This window comes from Pseudomonas sp. OE 28.3, assembly GCF_014268205.2.
Lineage (GTDB): Bacteria > Pseudomonadota > Gammaproteobacteria > Pseudomonadales > Pseudomonadaceae > Aquipseudomonas > Aquipseudomonas edaphica.
In genome coordinates this window covers 5,233,508-5,257,259 of record NZ_CP077082.1, presented here as the reverse complement: position 1 = coordinate 5,257,259, position 23,752 = coordinate 5,233,508, and the positions used below count along the sequence as shown (strand labels likewise).

At 58.2% G+C, this 23,752-nt stretch carries 19 protein-coding genes; 10 read left to right on the top strand and 9 right to left on the bottom strand.

Going from position 1 to position 23,752, the window contains the following annotated elements; translation table 11 throughout:
• Nucleotides 1-21: 21 nt before the first annotated feature.
• The 3 genes from HU759_RS23515 to argH form a co-directional block, all read right to left on the bottom strand.
• Nucleotides 22-786: an amino acid ABC transporter ATP-binding protein gene (locus HU759_RS23515; RefSeq protein ID WP_017134648.1), complete on the bottom strand. Its 765-nt coding sequence runs from the start codon at nt 784-786 to the stop codon at nt 22-24.
• 24 nt (nt 787-810) lie between these two features.
• Nucleotides 811-1,689 carry an amino acid ABC transporter permease gene (locus HU759_RS23510; protein WP_017134649.1) on the bottom strand — a complete coding sequence of 293 codons (879 nt, stop codon included), beginning with the start codon at nt 1,687-1,689 and terminating at the stop codon, nt 811-813.
• 158 nt (nt 1,690-1,847) lie between these two features.
• Entirely contained in the window at nt 1,848-3,275 is a 1,428-nt protein-coding gene (gene argH / locus HU759_RS23505) for an argininosuccinate lyase (protein WP_186618123.1), read from the bottom strand.
• Nucleotides 3,276-3,468: 193 nt separating this feature from the next.
• On the opposite strand from argH, the gene HU759_RS23500 reads away from it, so the two are divergent.
• The 3 genes from HU759_RS23500 (at nt 3,469) to vapC (ending at nt 5,342) form a co-directional block, all read left to right on the top strand.
• On the top strand, nt 3,469-4,428 hold the full coding sequence (locus HU759_RS23500; protein ID WP_186618122.1) for a LysR family transcriptional regulator: 960 nt from the start codon (nt 3,469-3,471) through the stop codon (nt 4,426-4,428).
• A 285-nt stretch (nt 4,429-4,713) separates the two neighbouring features.
• Nucleotides 4,714-4,944 (top strand): type II toxin-antitoxin system VapB family antitoxin, encoded by a 231-nt coding sequence (gene vapB, locus HU759_RS23495; protein ID WP_017134652.1) that lies wholly within the window; start codon nt 4,714-4,716, stop codon nt 4,942-4,944.
• Nucleotides 4,944-5,342: a tRNA(fMet)-specific endonuclease VapC gene (vapC, locus tag HU759_RS23490; RefSeq protein ID WP_186618120.1), complete on the top strand. Its 399-nt coding sequence runs from the start codon at nt 4,944-4,946 to the stop codon at nt 5,340-5,342. Before vapB ends, vapC begins: the two co-directional genes overlap by 1 nt.
• A gap of 126 nt (nt 5,343-5,468) precedes the next feature.
• Here the strand turns inward: vapC and HU759_RS23485 are convergent, their stop codons facing one another.
• From HU759_RS23485 to HU759_RS23465, 5 genes are all read right to left on the bottom strand, one after another.
• Nucleotides 5,469-6,113 (bottom strand): HAD-IB family hydrolase, encoded by a 645-nt coding sequence (locus tag HU759_RS23485; RefSeq protein WP_099550488.1) that lies wholly within the window; start codon nt 6,111-6,113, stop codon nt 5,469-5,471.
• Nucleotides 6,114-6,184: 71 nt separating this feature from the next.
• Entirely contained in the window at nt 6,185-6,898 is a 714-nt protein-coding gene (locus HU759_RS23480) for an HNH endonuclease signature motif containing protein (protein WP_186618118.1), read from the bottom strand.
• 99 nt (nt 6,899-6,997) lie between these two features.
• A complete protein-coding gene (locus tag HU759_RS23475; protein ID WP_186618151.1) occupies nt 6,998-7,534 on the bottom strand; it encodes a Bro-N domain-containing protein in 537 nt (178 codons plus the stop codon).
• Between the two features lie 358 nt (nt 7,535-7,892).
• On the bottom strand, nt 7,893-9,143 hold the full coding sequence (locus tag HU759_RS23470) for a ribonucleotide-diphosphate reductase subunit beta (protein ID WP_017134657.1): 1,251 nt from the start codon (nt 9,141-9,143) through the stop codon (nt 7,893-7,895).
• Nucleotides 9,144-9,719: 576 nt separating this feature from the next.
• On the bottom strand, nt 9,720-9,989 hold the full coding sequence (locus tag HU759_RS23465) for a DUF2790 domain-containing protein (protein ID WP_017138434.1): 270 nt from the start codon (nt 9,987-9,989) through the stop codon (nt 9,720-9,722).
• A gap of 397 nt (nt 9,990-10,386) precedes the next feature.
• Here HU759_RS23465 and acs point away from each other — a divergent pair, with 397 nt between their 5' ends.
• From acs to HU759_RS23430, 7 genes are all read left to right on the top strand, one after another.
• Nucleotides 10,387-12,342, top strand: a complete 1,956-nt coding sequence (gene acs, locus HU759_RS23460) for an acetate--CoA ligase (protein WP_056861684.1) — start codon at nt 10,387-10,389, stop codon at nt 12,340-12,342.
• Nucleotides 12,343-13,111: 769 nt separating this feature from the next.
• On the top strand, nt 13,112-13,897 hold the full coding sequence (locus tag HU759_RS23455) for an ABC transporter substrate-binding protein (protein ID WP_065929365.1): 786 nt from the start codon (nt 13,112-13,114) through the stop codon (nt 13,895-13,897).
• Nucleotides 13,898-13,989: 92 nt separating this feature from the next.
• Nucleotides 13,990-14,679 (top strand): ABC transporter permease, encoded by a 690-nt coding sequence (locus HU759_RS23450; protein ID WP_017138431.1) that lies wholly within the window; start codon nt 13,990-13,992, stop codon nt 14,677-14,679.
• A complete protein-coding gene (locus HU759_RS23445; RefSeq protein ID WP_017138430.1) occupies nt 14,676-15,374 on the top strand; it encodes an ABC transporter permease in 699 nt (232 codons plus the stop codon). Before HU759_RS23450 ends, HU759_RS23445 begins: the two co-directional genes overlap by 4 nt.
• A gap of 1 nt (nt 15,375) precedes the next feature.
• Nucleotides 15,376-16,488: a succinylglutamate desuccinylase/aspartoacylase family protein gene (locus tag HU759_RS23440; RefSeq protein ID WP_186617507.1), complete on the top strand. Its 1,113-nt coding sequence runs from the start codon at nt 15,376-15,378 to the stop codon at nt 16,486-16,488.
• 27 nt (nt 16,489-16,515) lie between these two features.
• A complete protein-coding gene (locus HU759_RS23435; RefSeq protein ID WP_003214336.1) occupies nt 16,516-17,280 on the top strand; it encodes an ATP-binding cassette domain-containing protein in 765 nt (254 codons plus the stop codon).
• A 245-nt stretch (nt 17,281-17,525) separates the two neighbouring features.
• Nucleotides 17,526-18,506, top strand: a complete 981-nt coding sequence (locus HU759_RS23430) for a GlxA family transcriptional regulator (RefSeq protein WP_017138427.1) — start codon at nt 17,526-17,528, stop codon at nt 18,504-18,506.
• 7 nt (nt 18,507-18,513) lie between these two features.
• Here HU759_RS23430 and HU759_RS23425 read toward each other — a convergent pair whose 3' ends face one another.
• Nucleotides 18,514-23,550 carry a leucine-rich repeat domain-containing protein gene (locus HU759_RS23425; protein ID WP_170039818.1) on the bottom strand — a complete coding sequence of 1,679 codons (5,037 nt, stop codon included), beginning with the start codon at nt 23,548-23,550 and terminating at the stop codon, nt 18,514-18,516.
• Nucleotides 23,551-23,752: the final 202 nt, after the last annotated feature.

The window sequence follows — 23,752 nt, the reverse complement described above, 5'->3', positions numbered from 1 at the left end:
GCGTTCTCGTTAGTTTTTTAGTTAAGTGCGAACGGCAGAAATAAAGCTTTGGGTACGCGGGTTTTGTGGGCTTATTAGAATTTCTTCGGGGCTGCCGGCTTCCACAATCTGGCCAGCATCCATAAACACCATGCGGTTGGAGACTTCGCGGGCGAAGCCCAACTCATGGGTGACCACGATCATGGTCATGCCGGTGGTGGCCAAATCACGCATCACCGACAGCACTTCTCCCACAAGCTCCGGGTCGAGGGCTGACGTGGGTTCGTCAAACAACATCAACTTGGGGCGCATCGCCAAGGCGCGAGCAATAGCCACACGTTGTTGCTGGCCGCCGGACAATTCCACCGGGTATGCATTGCGCTTGTCCGCCAGACCCACGCGGGCCAGCAACTCCAGCGCATCTTCGATGGCTTCCTTGGGTGAGCGCTTGAGCACCTGCACCGGGCCTTCGATGATGTTCTGCAACACGGTCATATGCGGGAACAAATTGAAACGCTGGAACACCATGCCGGTGGCCAGGCGCTGGCGGGCAATCTGCGATTCATTCATCTCATGCAGCTTGTTGCCTACCACCCGGTAGCCGACCAGCTCGCCGTCGACCCACAGGCCGCCCTTGTCGATTTTTTCCAGCTGGTTGACGCAACGCAGCAGCGTACTTTTACCCGAGCCGGACGGGCCGATGATGCACATCACTTCGCCTTGCTCGACCTCGATATTGATGTCGCGCAGCGCGTGATACTGGTCGTAATACTTGTTCAGGTTGACGGCCTTGACGATGCTTCTCATGGGGCAAATCTCCTCAACCCAAACTTACGAACGCTTGCCGGCGCCGCGGGCAAAACGACGCTCGAGGCGGCTTTGACCAAATGAAAGAACAGTCACCACCGCCAGGTACCAGATACCGGCCACAATCAGCAGCTCCATGACCCGCGCGTTGGCGTAGTAGATGTTTTGCGCGTTGTGCAGCAGCTCCGAGTACTGGATCACGCTGGCCAGGCTGGTCATTTTCACCATGCTGATGAACTCGTTACCTACAGGCGGAATGATCACCCGCATGGCCTGCGGCAGAATCACCCTACGCAATGCTTGCAGGCTCGGCATACCGATAGACTTGGCGGCTTCGTACTGGCCGGTGTCGACCGAGAGCAAACCGGCGCGCACCACTTCGGCGGTGTACGCGCCCTGGTTGATGCTGAGGCCGAGCAGGGCGGCCACGAACGGCGTCATCAGGTCGACGGTGTCGATGCTGAACAGGCCGGGAATCGCGATCACCGGGAAAATCAGCGCCAGGTTGAACCACAGCAGCAGCTGCAAAATCAGCGGCGTACCGCGGAACAGCCAGGTGTAAGTGATGGCCACATAACGCAGGATCGGGTTGGCCGACATGCGCATGATCGCTGTGATCACCCCGATCACCACGCCCAGCGCCATCGCCAGGATCGACATGACGATGGTGTTGACCAGGCCCCAGAGGATGGCCTCAGACGTGAGGAACTGGCCGATGTAGGACCATTCGATCTGGCCATTGGCAAATGCGCGCAACAGCGCGGCCAGGGCGATCACGATCAACGTGGCAAAAAACATCCGCCCGTAATACCGCCGCGGCACATGCTCGTACTGGGTAATATCGAACTGGTTCTCGGACAACTTGCGCTCGGCTTCCAAGCGCTCCGCCGGGGTTTGGTTCATGGTGCTACTCCAAAAAATATAGGTGTTGCACGATCGTTCCCACGCTCTGCGTGGGAATGCATCCCGTGACGCTCCGCGTCACCATTGCGCAGAATTGGAGCCATGCAACGGGACGCGGAGCGTCCTGGGCGGCATTCCCACGCAGAGCGTGGGAACGATCAGATTCGGAATCCGGTGTAACTCTCAGCCCATTTTTGCTGAGCCGCCAACGCCAGCTTCAACCGCCCAATCTGCTCCCGCACCCGCTCCGGCGCCGTGCCACCCCAGCCACTGCGCGCCGCAATCGCGGCCTCCAGGGTCAGGCACTCACGCACCTCAGGCAGCAACCGAGCATCCACCTCTGCCAACATCGCCGGCGAGGCTTCCCACAACTCAATCTCATGCTTCTCACAGGCCTGCACCAACGCGCCGGTAATCTCATGCGCCTCTTTAAACGGCACGCCACGGGTGGCCAACCAATCCGCCACCTCGGTCGCCAAGGTGAAGCCCATCGGCGCCTGACGTCGCAGCTCCTCGACCTGCACCTTCATGGTCGCCACCATCCCGGCCATCGCCGGCAGTACCAGCAGCAAGGTGTCGACGCTGTCCAACACGCTGTGTTTGTCTTCACTCAAATCGCGGTTGTACGACAGCGGCAAGGATTTAAGCGTCGACATCAACCCGGTCAGGTTGCCAATCAAACGCCCAGCCTTGCCCCGCGCCAGTTCGGCAATGTCCGGGTTCTTTTTCTGCGGCATGATCGAGCTGCCGGTGGCGTAGGCATCGTCCAGCACCACCCAGCGAAACTGGCGCGACGACCACAGGCAAAACTCCTCCGACAGCCGCGAAATATTCACCCCGAGCATGCCCGCCACAAACAGAAACTCCGCCACATGGTCACGGCTGGCGACAGCATCAATGGAGTTTTCGCACGGCCCGGTGTAGCCCATTTCCTTGGCCGAATGCTCCGGCTGGCGTGCAATGGCAGAACCGGCCATCGCCGCCGCACCCAACGGCGACAACGCCGTACGCGCATCCCAATCCACCAACCGTTGCACATCACGCAACATCGACTGGGCGTGGGCCAACAAGTGATGGGCAAACACAATCGGTTGCGCCTGCTGCAAATGGGTGAACCCTGGGCAAATGCTTTCGATGTGTTGCTCGGCCTGCGCCACCAACGCCTGCTGCAAACTCAACACCTCGGTGGTGATGGTGCGCGCATGGTCGCGCAGGAAAAGGCGCAGGTCATTGGCGGTCTGATCGTTACGCGAACGCCCTGCGCGCAACTTGCCGCCCAAGGCGCCCAGGCGCTCGGTCAATACGCGTTCGATAAAGGTGTGTACGTCCTCGTCATCCAGGGTTGGATGCAGGCTCCCGGCGGCGAAATCGTCACCGATACGGTCCAGGGCCTCAAGGGTACGCAAGGTCTCCGACTCATCCAGCAAACCGGCGCGCTGCAACTCACGGGCATGGGCACGCGAACCAGCCAGGTCGTAGGGCGTCAGGCGGAAATAGCGCTCGGGGCAGCGGGACAACGCCGCCAAGGCAGCAGACGGACCGGTCTTGAAACGAGCGCCCCAAAGGCGGTCGGTGGGCTGGGACATCGGTATTCCTCACGCTTGTTTTTAGAAGAGTCGGAGGCAGTAAAAATAAGATTTCAACTAGACTGAACCAGCGTCTGACGCGCCGTATTCAAGGTTGCCAAGGGCGGATGTTTATGTTCATTATCGCCGCCTGGCTATGTTCAAGGACTGGGTTGAAGCCTGTTGAATATGGCACTTGAGGTCAACGCGTATTATGGAAACCCCACTTTCCACTTCTGGAAACATACCGCCAAAACCCGGCACACGACCGCCCCTGCAACTGAGCGGGCTGGACTTCAAACTGCTGCGCGTGTTCATGGCCGTGGTCGAAGCCGGCGGCTTCAGCGCCGCGCAAAACGAGCTGAACGTGGGCCTGGCGGCCATCAGCAAACAGATCTCCGACCTCGAAATTCGCATCGGCATGCGCCTGTGCACACGGGGCCGCGAAGGGTTCGGCCTGACCGAAGAAGGCAAGTTAGTGTATCAAGCGTCCATCGAGTTATTTACCTCGGTAGACAGTTTTCGCGACAAGCTTAGTTCGGCGCAAAACGAGCTTATTGGTGACCTTAGTGTCGGCGTAATTGATAACACCGTGTCCGACGTTAATTCCCCGCTAATTACCGCGCTGGGGAAACTACACAGCGAATCGCCAAAAATTAGATTGCGTCTACATGCTTCGCAACTCGATGAAGTTGAACGCGGCGTGGTGGAAGGGCGGCTGATCGTCGGCATCGTGCCGGTGTACCAACGCCGCGAAGAATTCGACTACTTCCCCCTCTACGAAGAAAAAGCCCACGCCTACTGCGCCGTAGGACACCCGCTGTTCAACGCGAGCGACCTCACCCCAGACGTGCTGCGCCAATACGAAGTGGTCAACCACCGGTACGCGATCCACCGCGACAAAGCCAACTTCGTCACCTACGACAGCCAGTCCGCCTCGGCCTCCCAGGTGGAAGCCGTCGCCATCCTGATCCTCACCGGCCGCTTCCTGGGCTTCCTGCCGGAACATTACGCAGCGCCACTGGTAAGGGACGGGCGCCTGCGCGCACTGTGCCCGGAACAGGTTCACCTGAGCACCGCGTTCAACCTGATCCTGCGCCACAACGCGCCGAGAAGCCCGATGGTGAAAGCCTTTGCAACAGCGCTGGGCGTGGACCTGAAGACGCCGGCCTAAGCCTCAACAAAGCTCAAATGTGGGAGCTCTCGAGCCCCAGCGAGGCAGCGATGGGATCGCCTCGGTCAACCTGCCGACCCCACCTACCTGCATCACCTCTCAGTAAGCCATTAACGTTTTTGGCGCGAAGAGTGAATTTTTTATCAAATTCAAATGCTCTTTGGTGTTTTCGTGAATGCAGGGTATGACCAGCGGTTCGACCCGTAACGAAATGTATATCCCGTTGACATATCCAGGCTGTGGTGTAGCGTTGCGATATTAAACGATCACTAGAGGTAGGCCATCATGGACCAAGGTTCTGTATTCCAAAGCAACCGCAGCCAAGCGGTACGTTTGCCAAAAGCTGCTGCCATGCCGGACGATGTAAAGCGCGTAGATGTTATCTCTATCGGAAGAGCCAGAATCATCACCCCAGCCGGTGAGTCATGGGACAGCTGGTTTGATGGCGAGGGGGTCACGCCTGACTTCATGACCGACCGCGAGCAACCAGCGGAACAAGAGCGGGAATCTTTTTAATGCTCAAGTTCATGCTAGATACCAACATTTGCATCTTCACCATCAAAAACAAACCCCAACAGGTGCGTGAAACCTTCAAAAGGCACCATGGCCAACTGGGTATTAGTACAGTGACCCTGATGGAGTTGATTTACGTTGCTGAAAAATCAGCTAACCCGGAGCGAAACCTCGCCGACGTAGAAGGGTTTGCTGCGCGCCTGGAGGTTTTAAAATACGACCAAGACGCCGCGATACATACTGGGCAGCTTCGCGCAGAGCTGGCTAGAGCGGGTACTCCGATAGGTCCCTATGACCAGATGATCGCCGGGCATGCCCGTTCGCAGGGTCTGATTTTGGTCACGAATAATCGACGCGAGTTCGACCGCGTGCCAGGATTGCGGGTAGAAGATTGGGTGTGAGCTGACCTCTTGGCACCCATGCTAAGTGCGTCCAGCCTGACGCCGATCAACCTGTGGGAGCTCTCGAGCCCCAGCGAGGCAGCGATAGGATCGCCTCGGTCCACCCGCCGACCCCACCCACCCGCATCACCGCTGCAACTTGGCGCGCTTCTTCTTCGAATGAAAATGCCGAAAATGCGCATCCTGCGCCGCCGCCAACAACTCCCGATCCCCACGCGTATCGCCCCAGGCCCGTAGCCGATACTCGCCCAAATCCCCATACACCGCCTCAAGCCGCAGCACCTTGTTCTCACAACGGCAATTATTCCCCGTGAGCTTGCCCGTCAACACGCCGTCGACCACCTCAAGCTCAGTGCCAATCAACTTGATGCCCAGCCGATTCGCAAACGGCTGCAACACCAACGCCGGCGACGCCGAACACAGCGTCACCACCGCCCCGGACTTCACCTCATCTTCCACCGACTGCAAGCCCTTGGGGCGCATCAACTTGGTCCAATAACGCTGACAATACGCCTCAGCCTGCTGCTGCACCCACGCCTTCTCCACCCCGGTCATAAAGGTGCGGATCAACTGCGCCTTCAACTCATCCCGGCTGATTTGCTGCAGCAAAAAACGCAGCCCCGGCACGGCGAGTTTGACCATCCGGCCATAGAACTCGCCGGGGCCGAAGGCGAATTTGAGGAAGGGCACGAAACTGTCGTGGTGGGTGAGGGTGCCGTCGAAGTCAAAGACGGAAAGTACTTTGGCGTCGATGGGGCCGGCTTCGAGCATGTCTGGGTTCACGGGTTGGCCTCGGTCCTATCTAGTATTTTTAAGCGTGCATCAGGTGTGACCACTGGAGTTTACTCCCGTGCCAATCTTCCGACTTTGGAGTAAAGCCCCTCGGTGAAAGCCTCCCGGTCACTCGACCGGTGACAACGCTGATGGCAATTGGGGCACAAGGCTACAGCATTGGTCGTGCGATCCGAACCCTTCTGGGCCAGGTGCTTGACGTGATGTACTTCAAGAAATGGCAGGCCATCGACCCCAGCGAAAGGCGCTGGCGAATCGCAACCTTCGCAGACCCCATTCGCAAACTGTCGAACTAGCTTACGCACATGCTCGGCGCGTGCGTAAGAAAGACTGACAGTAAACAACTGCCGTGGATTCAGAATGCCTTGTGGCTCGATTACAAGGAAAGGCTTCGAAAAAGTCGGGCGCTCGCCGGGCAGTGGCTTATCTACGGCTGCCAGACCAAGCTCAGAGTGCAGGCCAGGTTTTGTTGCTAGCACCTTGCGAATACGCTCACTCACTCCGGCACCGATGTTTTTCGCAGGCATATAGCCAGTGATACGTTGCAAACCCAGCTGTTCAAATACCGCAGAGATATTCTGCATGCGATATTCAATTGACGAAGCGCTGCGCAGGTTGAGTGGCCCCTCTCGCAGTAACCGGTTCTCATCTGATTTTTTAAAGGCTTGACCACTTCGTTCAAGGGTCCACATTTTCAGATAGGCATCGACGGACGCTTCAAGCTCCTGATCGCTCCATCCGGTATTACTTTTTTTCGTATCCATACAGCCGCCGAGGGTAGAAAACCCTCGGACGATACTGAGTAGCCATTATTGCGTCTACGAAATTTCCTACGAGTCGGTGGGACTTGCCGTTCGTTTGCTTCAGTACATTCGCTGCTTTATTCGGAAAAGTTGGGTGAGCTTTCGCCACCATGGAGTTTTTGCTGATTTACTACGATAGGTCCGATTAACCAGCAAATACGGCATGTCCCGAAGCCGTATCCAGCCTTCATCTTGCCAATGCAACAGGTTCAACGACATCTCCGGCCAATCCAACATGCTCAACAACGGTCGTTCCACCGTTCGTGGCTGACGCTCGTCCCTCAACATTGGAACCACTTCATGAGTGAGCCAACTACGCAGCAGGCGGTTTCCGGGTGTGTAGTGATAAACCAACAGCGCGTAAGCACCGGATTCGCTGATCATCAGCATTTCTTCGGGCTGACCGTGGAACAGCAGTTTTAGAGTTCTTCGTTGGTCTTCATCGAGCTTGCGAGTCGTGCGCTCGTCTAAGAACCACCCCATCAAACGTCCAAGGTCACGCGCACAGAACCACGCTTGGTTTTCTAGAAGGAGGGCATGTAATTGAAGATTATGACGAGTAAAAACTAAGGCGATTGAAAGCTCGGATGTGAGCATACCTTCAGCGTTAGGCAAGTTGAGTAGATATTGGCTAGACACTTCCTATGACCTCTACGTGATTTACAGAAGGGTGGGAACCCAACGTAGAGAGCGGGTTTTAAGAAACTCCAACTTGCTTGGCCTCGATACAGTATTCATTCCGCATGATTAGCCATGCGATTTCTTGACTGTGTGAGTGAGGCTAGCAGCTACGTTGGGCGTTTCTTAGGCACCGGTAGACGAGACTATTCAGCATCGAAATTCGTATCAACCTTTCTATGGATGATTTTGGTGTAAGACGGCTCCTATACAGATCAAGGGGGCATAAAAAAGCCCTGAATAATTCAGGGCTTCTTAATGTTGCTTGGCTTAGGAATCAATCCCAGCTCAACGCGCCGCCGGTTTGATACTCGATCACGCGGGTTTCGAAGAAATTCTTCTCTTTCTTCAAGTCCATGATCTCACTCATCCACGGGAACGGGTTGGTGGTGCCTGGATACTCTTCTTTCAAGCCAATCTGCGACAGACGACGGTTCGCGATAAACTTGAGGTAATCCTCCATCATCGCCGCATTCATCCCCAACACCCCACGCGGCATGGTATCCCGCGCGTATTCAATCTCCAGCTGCGTCCCCTGCAGAATCATCTGGGTCGCTTCTTCCTTCATTTCAGCATCCCACAAATGCGGGTTTTCGATTTTGATCTGGTTGATCACATCGATACCGAAGTTCAGGTGCATCGACTCATCGCGCAGGATGTACTGGAACTGCTCGGCCACGCCGGTCATTTTGTTGCGACGGCCCATGGACAGGATCTGGGTGAAACCGCAGTAGAAGAAGATGCCTTCCAGGACGCAGTAGTAGGCGACCAGGTTGCGCAGCAGTTCTTTGTCGGTTTCGACGGTGCCGGTTTCGAACTTCGGATCGGAGATCGAACGGGTGTATTTCAGGCCCCAGGCGGCTTTTTTAGCTACCGATGGGATCTCGTGGTACATGTTGAAGATCTCGCCTTCATCCATGGCCAGGGATTCGATGCAGTACTGGTAGGCGTGGGTGTGGATCGCTTCTTCGAAGGCCTGGCGCAGGATGTACTGGCGGCACTCCGGGTTGGTGATCAGGCGGTACACGGCCAGCACCAGGTTGTTGGCAACCAGGGAGTCGGCGGTGGAGAAGAAGCCGAGGTTGCGCATGACGATGCGGCGTTCGTCGTCGGTGAGGCCTTCGGGGTTTTTCCACAGGGCGATGTCGGCGGTCATGTTGACCTCTTGCGGCATCCAGTGGTTGGCGCAGCCGTCGAGGTACTTTTGCCAGGCCCAGTCGTACTTGAAGGGCACGAGTTGGTTGAGGTCGGCGCGGCAGTTGATCATGCGCTTTTCGTCAACGGCGACGCGGGCGGCGGAGCCTTCCAGCTCGGCGAGGCCTTCGGCGACGTCGAGTTTGTCGAGGGCGGCCTTGGCGCGCACGATGGCGGCGGAGTCGTTGGCGGTGACGGCGCGGGCTTCGATGGCGGCGGCGGCGCCGGCACCGTCGAGGCGGTCCATGTTGGCTTCGGTGGCGTGGCCGGCGTTGGCGCCTTTGGCGGCTACTTCGCCTTCTTCTTCTTTGTCGAATTCGTCCCAGCTCAGCATGACGTGTCGTCTCCTGCGTGAGGGCTCAAAGGTGCCCGTGTGAAACCGGATGGTTGGGTGTTCACACGGCCCTGAGGCCGCGGTGGATCTTAAGGAATCGTTTGTTGCAACAGCTCGCGCAGGCAAATAAACGGAATAGGGTTACGGGTTCTGCTTGAGGCTTGAGGTGCGCAGCAACAGATGCAGGCTCGCGCGGAGGCCTCAGGTCTGGCTCTTCATCCCAGTGTAAAGGGATATTGCAGGCCCGATTTACCCGCGCATTATAGGGAAAAAATCGGCTTTGTGTTGCGGCCGATGGTCACGATGGAGGGCCAAAATGCTGTGGTTTTCGGCCAGAGCGTGTGTTTGCAAGGCTTTGCTGGGGTAGGAATTTTTTGACGGGCGGTGGGATAGTTTTTGTAGGGCCAGAGAGGGGGAGTGGTGGAGGGCTGTATGGGGTGTGTTTGGCTGGGATCGCCATCGCAGGCAAGCCAGCTCCCACATTGGGTGGGCGGTGGGCCAGAGGGCGGTTCTTGGCCGCAAGAACGATTTCTTGCGGCGACCAAGATCCGGGTTTAAATCTTACTGAAAAAGTTATTACCCGTTAGAGCAACCATTGCCCATCACTTGATAATTAAGAATATGACGCTGACCTTGCGAGTCTTCATATTCCATTTGTACCGGTACAACGTTGCAGACATCAGGGATGTTGCTCATGGACAATACTTTGGCCACATCCAAGTGTGTGCTGTAGGTGTAATCTTCAACAATCGGGGCGTTCTGGCCGGCCAGCTCGGTCGGGGCCTCATCGGCCAGGGCGGCGGTGGCGCACAAGCTGCTGAGGGCCATAACTACGAGAGCTTTCATTACTGTATTTACCTTCTTCAGGGCGAAAGGGGTCACGGGGCCCTTATGAGGCCGCGTGTGTAACTTAAGAGTTGGGAAGTTCGGATTAACGTTGCCTTCGTGGGGGCTGTTACGGTGTTAATCACGTTGCCTTGTTGGCGGAGTTGATTTTAGGCCTGTGGGTTATATTCATATACCCGTGCTTTTGATAAACACTATTGGCGGTTTTTGTAACAATCCCGTGGTAAAGGTTTTTTCATCAGGCGCCAAAGCCGCGCAGGCCGTGGGCCAGAGCCCTGAAAGGGCATAGCACGGCATTTTGTAGGGGCTTGTTACTACCATCGTCGAATGGTTCTATGGGGGCGCCCCGGCTACAACAGGGCATACAAAAACAACTATTGTCACCGAGGTAAGAAAGATGAGTGCGGCTTCCCTGTACCCCGTTCGCCCCGAAGTAGCAGCCAACACGCTGACCGACGAGGCGACCTACAAGGCCATGTACCAGCAGTCGGTGGTCAACCCCGATGGCTTCTGGCGCGAGCAAGCCAAGCGCCTTGACTGGGTCAAGCCTTTCACCGCGGTCAAGCAGACCTCTTTCGACGACCACCATGTCGACATCAAATGGTTTGCCGACGGCACCCTCAACGTTTCCTACAACTGCCTGGACCGCCACCTCGCCGAGCGTGGTGATCAGGCTGCGATCATCTGGGAGGGCGATGACCCTTCCGAAAGCCGCACCATCACCTACCGCGAGCTGCATGAAGAAGTCTGCAAGTTCGCCAACGCCCTGCGCGGCCAGGATGTGCATCGCGGCGACGTGGTGACTATCTATATGCCGATGATCCCCGAAGCCGTGGTCGCCATGTTGGCCTGTACCCGCATCGGTGCGATTCACTCCGTGGTGTTTGGCGGTTTTTCACCGGAAGCCCTGGCCGGTCGCATTATCGACTGTAAGTCGAAGGTGGTGATCACCGCCGACGAAGGCATTCGCGCCGGTAAGAAAATTCCGCTGAAGGCCAACGTCGACGACGCGCTGACCAACCCGGAAACCAGCAGCATCCAGAAAGTCATTGTGTGCAAGCGCACCAATGGCAACATCAAGTGGAACCAGCATCGCGACATCTGGTACGAAGACCTGATGAAAGTGGCGGGCACTGTGTGTGCGCCTAAGGAGATGGGTGCCGAAGAAGCGCTGTTCATCCTTTACACCTCGGGCTCCACCGGCAAGCCTAAAGGCGTGCAGCACACCACTGGCGGCTACTTGTTGTACGCAGCCCTGACTCACGAGCGTGTGTTCGACTACCGCCCAGGCGAAATCTATTGGTGCACCGCCGACGTCGGCTGGGTCACCGGCCACACCTATATCGTCTACGGCCCGTTGGCCAATGGCGCGACCACGCTGCTGTTTGAAGGCGTGCCGAACTACCCGGATATCACGCGGGTCGGCAAGATCGTTGACAAGCACAAGGTCAATATCCTCTACACCGCGCCCACCGCGATCCGCGCGATGATGGCTTCGGGCACCGCTGCCTGCGAAGGTGTGGATGGCAGCAGCCTGCGTCTGCTCGGGTCGGTGGGTGAGCCGATCAACCCGGAAGCCTGGGATTGGTACTACAAGAATGTCGGCCAATCCCGTTGCCCGATTGTCGATACCTGGTGGCAGACCGAAACCGGCGCCACCTTGATGAGCCCGCTGCCGGGTGCCCACGCACTCAAGCCGGGTTCGGCGGCACGCCCATTCTTTGGTGTGGTGCCAGCGTTGGTGGACAACCTCGGTAACATCATCGAGGGCGCTGCCGAAGGCAACCTGGTGATCCTCGATTCGTGGCCAGGCCAGGCGCGCACGCTGTATGGCGACCATGACCGTTTTGTCGACACTTACTTCAAGACCTTCCGTGGCATGTACTTCACCGGCGACGGTGCGCGCCGCGATGAAGACGGCTACTGGTGGATCACCGGGCGGGTGGACGACGTGTTGAACGTGTCCGGCCACCGCATGGGCACTGCCGAGATTGAAAGCGCGATGGTTGCGCATCCTAAAGTCGCTGAAGCGGCGGTGGTGGGTGTGCCGCATGACATCAAGGGGCAGGGCATCTATGTGTATGTCACGCTCAAGAATGGCGAAGAACCTAACGAAGCGCTGCGCCTGGAGCTGAAAAACTGGGTGCGCAAAGAGATCGGACCGATTGCCTCGCCGGATGTGATCCAGTGGGCGCCGGGCTTGCCGAAGACGCGTTCGGGGAAAATCATGCGCCGGATTCTGCGCAAGATTGCTACGGCTGAGTATGACGGGTTGGGGGATATCTCTACCCTGGCCGACCCAGGTGTGGTGGCGCATTTGATTGAGACACACAAGACCATGAACGTCGCGTAAGGCGGGCCGGGTCAGATAAAGCCCCATTCGGCGTGAGCCGGGTGGGGCTTTTTTGTGGGGTTTGATTTCGATAGCACTGGCGAAACCGGATCACTGTGGGAGCTGGCTTGCCCGCGATGAGGGCGTATCAGGCACAGGTGGGTTAGCTGACAGGCCGCTATCGCAGGCAAGCCAGCTCCCACATTTGGAATGTGTTTCATGGCCGGAGTCTGATCGTTCCCACGCTCCGCGTCTGCTCTTGAGGCGTGACGCAGAGCGTCACAGAATGCATCCCCACGCGGAGCGTGGGAACGATCAGTGTGTAGGCCAATAAATATCGGTTTCTTTCGTAGGAGGTTTCTGAATGTTACCGTCCAGCCTAAATGTGTAACCCCACGCCCAATCCTGAGGCAATGTGCTACGCCTGCGCCCCGAAAACCCGCGTTTTAGACACCCTCAGAAATAAGATTAAACGCCAGACTTGCCGTGCTAGAAGGGTTTGCGAATAATAGGCCCGCAATTTGCAGCATCAACAGGTTTAATATCTTTTGTCTCTGCATAAAATCCAGAGGCTGTCAATGTGCTGGAACCGCTTTCTCAGTGCTTCTGTAAATTGTTGTCGCATTGAGGAAATATCGGCTTCCGGCCTGTCGTTAGAATGCCGATCACTCGCTCGTCGTCTCCTGTATCAATTCAGGGTAGGACGCAGCACCGCTATTCGGTTTCACTTAAGTCGCATCGTGGGCCACGGCTCATTCTGCTTTTTGCCCTATACCGATGGAGTCCCAAGATGAAGAAACTTGTGCTGTTGGGCGCCCTGGCGCTGTCCGTGCTGTCCATGCAGGCCTTCGCTGATGAAAAGCCCCTGAAGATTGGTATCGAAGCGGCTTACCCTCCGTTTGCCTCGAAGGCGCCGGATGGCAGCATCGTTGGTTTTGACTACGACATCGGTAACGCGCTGTGCGCAGAGATGAAGGTCAAGTGCGTATGGGTCGAGCAGGAATTCGACGGCCTGATCCCTGCGCTCAAAGTGCGCAAGATCGATGCGATCCTGTCGTCCATGTCCATCACTGAAGACCGCAAGAAGTCTGTGGATTTCACCAACCGCTACTACCTGAGCCCAGCGCAGCTGGTGATGAAGGAAGGCACCACCGTCAGCGACAGCCTGGATGAACTCAAAGGCAAGAAAATCGGCGTGCAACGCGGTTCGATCCACGATCGTTTCGCCAAGGAAGTCCTGGCCCCTAAAGGCGTCACGGTTGTGCCTTACAGCTCGCAGAACGAAATCTACCTGGACGTGGAAGCCGGTCGCCTTGATGGCACCGTGGCCGACGCTACCCTGCTGCAAGACGGCTTCCTGAAAACCCCGGCCGGTAAAGGCTACGCGTTCGTGGGCCCACAGTTCACCGACGCCAAGTACTTCGGTGACGGCATCGGTATCGCTGTGCGTAAAGGCGACAAGGCCGACCTGGACAAGATCAACGCTGCGATTGCCGCGATCCGTGCCAACGGCGAATACAAGAAAATCCAGGACAAGTACTTCGACTTCGATATTTACGGCGCTGACCCTAAGTAACTCGTCGCAGCTGTCTGTCCTAAATGGCGCAAGCAACAGAAGATTCTGAAGTTTGCGCCATTTTTTCATCCCCCTTTTCGAGGACCTGAATCATGTTGAACGGCTACGGGGCTGTCATCCTCGATGGCGCATGGTTGACGCTTCAGCTCGCCTTGTCGTCCATGGCCTTGGCCATTGTTCTGGGTCTGATCGGGGTCGCGTTACGCCTGTCGCCGGTGCGCTGGTTGGCTTGGCTGGGTGACTTGTACTCCACGGTGATCCGCGGGATCCCCGACCTGGTGCTGATTCTGCTGATTTTCTACGGCGGCCAGGACTTGTTAAACCGCGTCGCGCCGATGCTCGGCTATGACGACTATATCGACTTGAACCCCTTGGCCGCCGGTATCGGCACCCTGGGTTTCATCTTTGGCGCCTACCTCTCGGAAACCTTCCGTGGCGCCTTCATGGCCATTCCCAAGGGCCAGGCCGAGGCCGGCCTTGCGTATGGCATGAGCAGTTTCCAGGTGTTTTTCCGGGTGATGGTGCCGCAGATGATTCGGCTGGCGATCCCTGGTTTCACCAACAACTGGCTGGTACTCACCAAGGCCACCGCGCTGATCTCGGTGGTGGGCCTGCAAGACATGATGTTCAAGGCCAAGCAGGCGGCAGACGCCACCCGTGAGCCTTTTACCTTCTTCCTCGCAGTGGCGGCGATGTACCTGGTGATTACCAGCGTGTCGTTGCTGGCCCTGCGTTATCTTGAGAAGCGCTACTCGGTAGGCGTAAGGGCGGCTGATCTATGATCTTCGACTACAACGTCATCTGGGAAGCCATGCCGCTGTACCTTGGCGGCCTGGTAACCACCCTGAAACTGTTGGCTATTTCGCTGTTCTTTGGCCTGCTCGCCGCCTTGCCGCTGGGCTTGATGCGCGTGTCCAAGCAGCCGGTCATCAACGGTGCGGCCTGGCTCTACACCTACGTGATCCGCGGCACGCCGATGCTGGTGCAGCTGTTTTTGATCTACTACGGCCTGGCGCAATTCGAAGCCGTGCGCGAAAGCTTCCTGTGGCCGCTGCTGTCGAGCGCCACGTTCTGCGCATGCCTGGCGTTTGCGATCAACACCAGCGCCTACACCGCCGAAATCATCGCCGGCAGCCTCAAGGCCACGCCGAACGGGGAGATCGAGGCGGCCAAGGCCATGGGCATGTCGCGCTACAAGCTGTACCGCCGCATCCTGCTGCCGTCGGCCTTGCGCCGCGCGCTGCCGCAGTACAGCAACGAAGTTATCATGATGCTGCAGACCACCAGTCTGGCGTCCATCGTCACCTTGATCGACATCACCGGTGCTGCACGCACCGTGAACGCCCAGTATTACTTGCCGTTCGAAGCTTATATCACCGCCGGCGTTTTCTACCTGTGCCTGACCTTTATCCTGGTGCGCCTGTTCAAGTTGGCCGAAGGCCGCTGGCTGAGCTACCTGGCTCCACGGAAGCATTGATATGGAACGTATCGATCACCTGTTGCCCTGGGGCCACCTGGGCTGCGAGCGCCAACTGAGCGTGTTTCGTTTTGGCAGTGGCGAGCGCAAGGCCTATATCCAGGCCAGCCTGCACGCCGACGAATTGCCGGGCATGCGCGCGGCGTGGGAGCTGAAAAAGCGCCTCACCGAACTGGAACAGCAAGGCGCCCTCAACGGGGTGATCGAGCTGGTGCCGGTGGCCAACCCGATGGGCTTGGGCCAATTGCTGCAAGGCAGCCACCAGGGGCGTTTCGAGGTGGGTAGCGGCAAGAATTTCAACCGTGATTTCGTCGAGCTGAGCGCGCCGGTTGCCGAGTTGCTCAAGGGCAAGCTAGGCGATGACCCGCACGCAAATGTGCGCATGATCCGCCAGGCGATGACCGACGCACTCAATGCATTGCCCGCGCCGAGCAGCCAACTGCAAGGCATGCAGCGCATCTTGCTGAGCCACGCCTGCACCGCCGATATCGTCCTGGACCTGCATTGCGACGCCGAAGCCGCGTTGCACATGTATGCGTTGCCCCAGCACTGGCCGCAGTGGCGCTCGTTGTCGGCGCACTTGGGTGTGAAAGTCGGCCTGCTGGCGGAAGACTCCGGCGGCAGTTCGTTTGATGAAGCCTGCTCGCTGCCGTGGTTGCGTCTGTCGCAGGCGTTCCCGGACGCGCAGATTCCCCTGGCGTGCCTGGCGACTACCCTGGAATTGGGCGGCCAGGCCGACACCGGCCGTGATGAAGCGATTTTCCACGCCGAAGGCATCCTCGCGTTCCTGGCCGAGCAAGGCTTGATCACCGGCCAATGGCCGGCGCCGCAATACGACGCGTGCGAAGGCTTGCCCTTCGAAGGCACCGAGTTGCTGTTTGCGCCCCATGCCGGGGTGATCAGTTACCTGCGTAAAGCCGGTGACCGGGTAGAAGCGGGCGATGAGATTTTTGAAGTGATTGACCCTCTGACCGACCGCGTCAGCATTGTTTGCGCGGGGACGTCCGGGGTGTTGTTTGCCGTTGAACGGCTACGTTATGCCCAAGCGGGTTTCTGGCTGGCCAAGGTGGCGGGGCGCGAAGCGCTGCGCCACGGGCGCTTGCTCAACGACTGACCACCTGTTTTTGTGAGAACCGACCGCATGTACAAACTTGAAGTCCAAGACCTGCATAAACGCTATGGCAGTCATGAAGTGCTCAAAGGCGTGTCCCTGGCCGCCGCGGCCGGTGATGTGATCAGCATCATCGGTTCCAGTGGTTCGGGCAAAAGTACCTTTTTGCGCTGCATCAACCTGCTGGAGCAACCCCACGCCGGCAAGATTCTGCTCAATAACGAAGAGCTGAAACTGGTGGCCAACAAGGATGGCGCCATGAAGGCCGCCGACCCGAAACAGCTGCAGCGCATGCGTTCGCGCCTGTCCATGGTGTTCCAGCATTTCAACCTGTGGTCGCACATGACTGCGCTTGAAAACGTGATGGAAGCGCCGGTGCACGTGCTGGGCATGTCGAAAAAAGACGCGCGTGAAAAGGCCGAGCACTACCTGGCCAAAGTTGGTGTGGGCCATCGTAAGGATGCGTTCCCCGGCCACATGTCCGGCGGCGAGCAGCAGCGCGTGGCGATTGCCCGTGCCCTGGCGATGGAGCCGGAGGTGATGCTGTTCGACGAACCGACCTCGGCCCTCGACCCGGAGCTGGTCGGCGAAGTGCTCAAGGTGATGCAGGACCTGGCCCAGGAAGGCCGCACCATGGTGGTGGTGACCCACGAAATGGGCTTTGCCCGTGAAGTCTCGAACCAGTTGGTGTTTTTGCACAAAGGCATCGTCGAAGAACGTGGCAACCCGCGTGAAGTACTGGTGAACCCGCAGTCCGAGCGGTTGCAGCAGTTTCTTTCCGGTAGCTTGAAATAATCAAGACTGCTTTTGTGCACTCAAATAGTGCATATTTCGCAGCCTTGAGGTCGCCTCGTTCCCTGTGGGAGCTGGCTTGCCTGCGATAGCGATATATCAGTAACCAGTGTGGCAACTGACCCACCGCCATCGCAGGCAAGCCAGCTCCCACATTGGATCTCCATATGTTTTGAGATTTGTGTTCGTTTACCGGCTAGCATTGGCCCTTGTCTTCATTACTGTTACTCGCTTCGGATAGCCCCTAAATGACCGCCCATAAAATTGGTTTCCTGATTTGGCCCAGCACAAAAGCACTCACGCTTGCGCTGGCTGAGGAGGCTTTGCGCGTTGCTCAACGGGTGCATCCGGACGTGGTGTACGAACTGTCGTTCTTGCAGGCCGAGCCGCGCACCGAAGGTGCCTGGCAATTACCGGGCGAGCCGTGGGCCGGCAAGCTTGAAGGCTTTCAGAAGCTGTTCCTGCTGGCGGACGAACCACCTACCGTCATTGCGTCCCAACTCAGTACTGCACTCAAGCAGTTGGTGCGCGCCGGGTGCGTGATCGGCGGGTTGTCGGCCGGTGTGTATCCCTTGGCTCAGTTGGGTCTGCTCGACGGCTACCGCGCCGCCGTGCACTGGCGCTGGCAGGACGACTTCGCCGAGCGCTTCCCCAAGGTGATCGCCACCAGCCATCTGTTTGACTGGGACCGCGACCGCCTGACCGCCTGCGGCGGCATGTCGGTACTCGACCTGTTGCTGGCGGTGTTGGCCCGTGATCACGGCGCCGAACTGGCCGGTGCGGTCTCCGAAGAACTGGTGGTGGAGCGCATTCGCGAAGGCGGCGAGCGCCAGCGCATCCCACTGCAAAACCGCCTGGGTTCCAGCCATCCGAAGCTGACCCAGGCCGTGCTGCTGATGGAAGCCAATATCGAAGAGCCGCTGACCACCGACGAAATCGCCCAGCATGTGTGCGTGTCACGACGACAACTCGAGCGCATCTTCAAGCAATACCTCAACCGCGTTCCCAGCCAGTATTACCTGGAACTGCGCCTGAACAAGGCCCGCCAGATGCTGATGCAAACCAGCAAGTCGATCATCCAGATCGGCCTGTCGTGCGGCTTCTCCTCGGGGCCGCACTTCTCCAGCGCTTACCGCAACTTCTTTGGCGCCACCCCGCGTGAAGACCGTAACCAGCGGCGTAGCAGCAGCCCGTTTGAATTGTCGTCGGTGCCGTCCGAGCGCGGTTGAGTGGCTTTTATTGTTCGGTTTCTTCTTCTGATACGTCTGTTGACGACGTTGGGCTTAGTTGCGCGCGCTGCCTGACCTCCGGGATGCCAAAGTCCACTCCGGTGCGGTTGTAATACGGCACCAGCAGGGCGATCGTTTCAGGCGAGAACGTATTGCCGCCCAGAACGAAACCATCGGCCCTGTCCGGCGCCACCTCAAGCAGGTCAGTGGGAAGTTCGGTTATCCGGTTGTTTCTCAGGTCCAGTTGATCGAGGGATGGCAGGTTGAACGTCCCGTTGGGTACCTCGGTAAGGCCGGCATTTTCGATGATCAGGGTGGATAACCCGGACATCTTGCTGACGTCGGGCGTGATTCCCAGGGGGTTACCACTGAGGTCCAGGTACTCAAGGTTTTGCAGGTCGCTCAAGGCGTCGGCGCTGGTTGCGGTCAACCGCATACGGCTATGGGACAGGATCAGTGTCTTGAGTTTGGTCAGCTTGAACACATCGGCAGGAATGTCCGGCAGGGCATAACGATGAATATGCAGGGTTTCCAGGTTGGGAAAACGCACAAGAAAGCCTTCGGGAATTGAGGTGGCTTGCTCTGCGCTCAACTCCAGTTTCGACACATGTTTAAAGTCCATATTCAGCACCGGTAAATCGCCGAGTAAAGGCAGTTTCAGCGCCATTTCATGATCGGTGGTCGGCGGCTCCTGGCTTGAATCCAGACCGGTCTCCCGTCGCCAGCTTTCTTCCAGCAAGGCCTTGAGCTGGTGGCGAAGCAGTTGCTGTTGCGCTCGTACGCCTTCGTCCATGGGCGTGTCTATGAACGGGTACCGTTCAGGTATATCCAATGCCCACTCCTGCAAGTCTGTTTGCAGTCGCTCGTAGTCGGTTTTCAAGCGCAGGAGTGCGGGCATTGAGTCATTCAGCTCACCGGGCAACCTGAAGATAAAGTTATTCGCCTCGTCGTCAGTGAAGGTGGGGTAAAGCTCATGAACCAAGCGACGCTCGAATGGGTTGGCGTCTGCGCCGAAGTGTTCGCCGGTTCTCTGGCAGTAACGTTTGATCTTTTCCAGGGTGGCGCGTGAAAGGGGGTTGCCCGACAAATCAAACGCTCTAGCCCGTTCGGCGGGCAGGCTGAACAGCGCGTCGGGTAGCCTGCTCAGGTAGTTGCCGCTGAGGTCGGCGCTCGTGAGCTGAGGGCGATTGATCAGGTGTTCGGGGAATAGCGAAATATGCGTCTGGCTAAGGTTCAGCGTCTGCAGCTCAGGCATTTGCCCAAGGTTGGGAGAAAGTGACAGCTGGTAGTTGCGGGAAAGGTCCAGGCTTCTCAATTGGCTCAAAGTGGCAAGCTGTGCACGGCTTTGTGTGGTCAGGTTAAGGTTGCAATTGCTCAGCGTCAGCCGATTGAGCTGGGTGCGCGCCATGACCTCGGGAGGCAGTGTGTTGAGTGCTATGTCGCTGATATCCAGCGTGCGCAGGTTGGGAAAGTGGGCCAAAAAGGCGGGTACGCCTTGGGTGGTGGGATAACCCTTCAATCTCAGGTTGCAGATGTGGTCGAAGTTGGCACTGATGGTGGGCAGTTCGCTTTGCAAGGGGGCGTCGAGGTGCAATTGGCGGCCAAGAGAAAACTCGCTGTCCTCCGGGGTCTCGTGCCGCCAGGCACGGAGCAATTGGTGGGTCCAGATCCAGCGATTAAGTTTCTCTTCGGCAACGGTTGAGGAGAAAAGCGGTACTTCGGTGTTGAGGAAGGTTTGAGAGAGGTTGGAGCGCCAGGTCGCGAGGTCGGTTTCCAGTCGTGAAAATTCAGCCTTCAAATAATGAAGCGTCTGTAAGGGCGAGCCAGGGTGGCTTCGCATGGCGTTCAGTACATAGTCCACTTCTGCTGGGGCGAGGCGGGGATACAGTTCGTGTACTAACAGCGCCTCAAGGTTATTTGTGTTGCCAGGGGCACTCGCGTCGTAACCCTCCATGCCGCCGGGCAAGCGCATCAGCTTGGGGTCGTAAAAGGGCTTGCGCACTGGCGCAGTTGCCAGCAGCTCCCCCAGCGGCTCACGGGCCAGCGCGTACTGGCGCAAGGTCTGTTTCAGCAGTGGGCCTTGGCCAATGTGGATACCCAGCGCGTCGCGTTGCGCGTCGGGCAGTGCCTGGAGCACGGCGGTATAGAGGTCGGTTTCGCCGAACAGGGTGCCCTTGCCGTCTTCGGGAACGTAACCGCCATCAATGGCGCGCACCAAGGTGCGTTGGATCGGTGCCTGCAGCGGGCCGATGGTGTCCCGTACCGTACCGGTGCGGCTGAAGTCGCGCACTTCCAGGCGTACCTGCGGCGACCACCCCGGCAGCTTTTCCAGGGAATGCAGCGCGAGTTGTTCTGTGTCGTTGCTTTCCAGGGCATCCATGTACAACCCTTCATACGCTCGACTGATCCTGACCTGATGCGTAGCCCAGCGTGCGCGCTCCACCAGATGGGGTGGCAGACTACCTTGATCCATGGCCAGCAGGTCTTGGCCGCTGGCGCCGAACAGCACCTCGTGCGCCGCACTGGTGGGCAGGCCGGGCGCACTGTCGATGATTTTTTGCAGGCGCGGGTCATCGGTGGTTTCCAGCCCTCGGTAGCGGGAGTCAAACAATGAAGCGCGCTTGGCCTGGGCTTGGCGTGCCAGCTGTTTACGCAGTTTGGCCGCGCGCACGTGCAGTTGGGTGGCGGGGGTGCCGAATTCTTCCTCAAGCAGGATTTTGCGTTCTGATTCGTCCAGGGTTTCCAGCAGCGTTTTGAGAAAATCACCATTTTTCATCTGGGCTTCATGTATCTGCGCCACCGCCGAGTTTTCCTGGCCTTTATGCTCCCAGACGGTCTCACCTTTCGCGTTGAGAAAGCGCAAGGTCTTGGACTCGGGCCACAGGCCGGTCTGACTCAACAGCCAAAGCTGGGTTTGCGGGTCGGCTTTTTGATACTGCGCAGGGTCGTCACTGTTCATCTGGTCGATAAAGTCTTGCAGTTGCTGATCAATGGCGACGCGCTTGAGGGTGTCGGCCAATAGTGGAGGCGGTGGTTGGCGGTCCATATGCAGCTTGCGCAGGGCGGCATCGTCGGCGCCGCTGATGCGATGCGCCCATTCCAGGCGCGTCTCACTGAGTGTGTCAGCCGGTGGGCCGAGTCGACGCAGCAAGGTGCTGCGATCCCAGGTCAGCGGGCGATCTGTTGCTGTCAGCCAGGAGCCCTTGCCGTTGCTGATGATTTGCGGGCGGTAAGCGTGCGCGCGGGTAGGGTGGGCAAGGAAAGTGTTACCCAATTGCTGCTTGATGGAGAAGTGTTGTCCATTGAGTGTCAGGATCTGTTTATCCGCATGGGCATATAGCCCTTCGTGATTGGGGCGTGACTCGGGCGGTAGTTGAATGTCATGGGTGTAGGGCGCCAGGTCGGGCTTCCACAGGCGGGTCTTGCCGTCAGTTGTGACCGGGGTGAGCCGCTCAAAAAAGCGCCACAGTTCGTTGGGCAGTGCCTGTCGCAGCAAACCTTCGGCAATCGGTGCGCCGACTGCGAACATACCCAGTTGCACCATTTGCTCGAGGATCGACATCAGGTGCCCGAAGGCTTCACGCTTGAGGCCCTCAGCCCAATCGATGATGCCCTCGAATACGTCGTCGAGCAGTTGGTAAGCGGTGTAGCCCAGCATCAGCGCGCCCAGTGGTGGAAGGAAAGGGGTCACGATGAAGGCGGCGACTTCGAGAATGGCGTTAGCGACCTTCTGCACAATGTCCCAGCGTTGCCAGCGTGCCTTGCTGTCGGCGTCTGCGGTGGAGATGGCGGTTACCCGAGCGTCATTGAGCAGCTTGTCGAGCTTGGTCTCGTACAGGTGTTCGTAAAGATCACCGGTGATTTTCGTTGCATAGAACTGCAGGTTCGGGTTGACCACCGGTTCGTCGCGCCAGGCGGGGCGTGAGTCGCCGGGCTGCGGCGAGTGCCAGACGACTTTGGATAGCCGGCTGTTGAGGTCTGCAAAGAAGTAGCCGCGGTATTCTTGGTTGACGAAGCGGCTGAAAAACGCCTGGTAGTCGGCGTCGCGCAGCTTGTCGGCCAGGTCGCGCATGAATGCTGTGCCGTCGGGGTAATACTTGAGGGGCGCCAGTGGGTCGCCGGGAATGTACGCCACTATGGGGACTGCGCTTCGGTGCTGCTCCAGGTCGGCGGCGAACAGCACTATGCCGGTCAGCGGTGCGCCCATCAGGCTCAGGTCGTGGTTGAGCAGTACCTTGCCCTGGAGTGTCAAGCCTCTGAGGCCGTCGAGCTGCGCCTGGAGTGTGCGCAGCGTCGATTCGCTCGCGTCTTTTTTCAGGCGCGCCATGTGCACGCAGGTTTGCGCCTCGGCTTTGAGATTGGCGATTACCTTGCTGCGCAGCGATGCCTGCAGCGTGGCGTTCTGGAAGCCGAAAAAGCCTTTGAGGTAGCGTTGGTACTGCGCGCCGATGTCCAGCTCGCGGCACAGTCCGACGAATTGCGCGATGCTGATTTTTTCGGTCACAGCGGGCAGGGTGTCGAATTGCCCAGCGGCTGAGGGTTGGGTGATGAAGGTGGAGTCGGTGGTGTAAGCGGCTTTTTCGCCTTCGGCGGCGTCGAAATTGTGCAGCGCTGCGTCCACCAGCGACACGGTCCAGGCCTTGACGCCTCCCAAGTCCACAGGGAACAGCGGAACCGTCACGGGGGCGTAGAGGCGCAGGTAAGTGGCGGTGACATCCAGCTCAATGCCAAAGCGGGAAGTAAGACCCTGTTGCAGCAAGGGTGCCGCGAACGCTTGGGGCGCTTGCAGCGCTGCCAGGGCGGTATCGAGCTGGTTTTGCGTGGCCCAGCTCTCGGCCATGGCTTGCTGGAGGGGGGCTTGTTGCTGGCGGCGGGTGTCGGCCTGCCAATCGGCAAACTCAAGCCGGGTGTTTTTCAAAGTCTCGCGCCGCGCGCTTGAGGCGTTGCCCAGCCATTGCGGCAGGCGGGTGTGAGCCCCGGCGGGCACCCTGCTGGCGGTGAGTGTCAGGTGTTGGGTGAGCGTGGTTTGAGTCAGGGGAGGCACGTGGCTGATCCTTCAGTGGGTTGAGTCACCGTCATCACAGCAAGTCTGATTGGCGTACAGGGGGCAGATAGTTAATACAACCTTCGAAATCAGCAGGCGATGCCCCTGCCTCTCAAACGATGCAACGTTTAAACTGCGCCATTGCGACGCTATTTGTCGCATTGGCGTAAACCCGCCAAAAACGCGGGTTGGCGCTATAAGA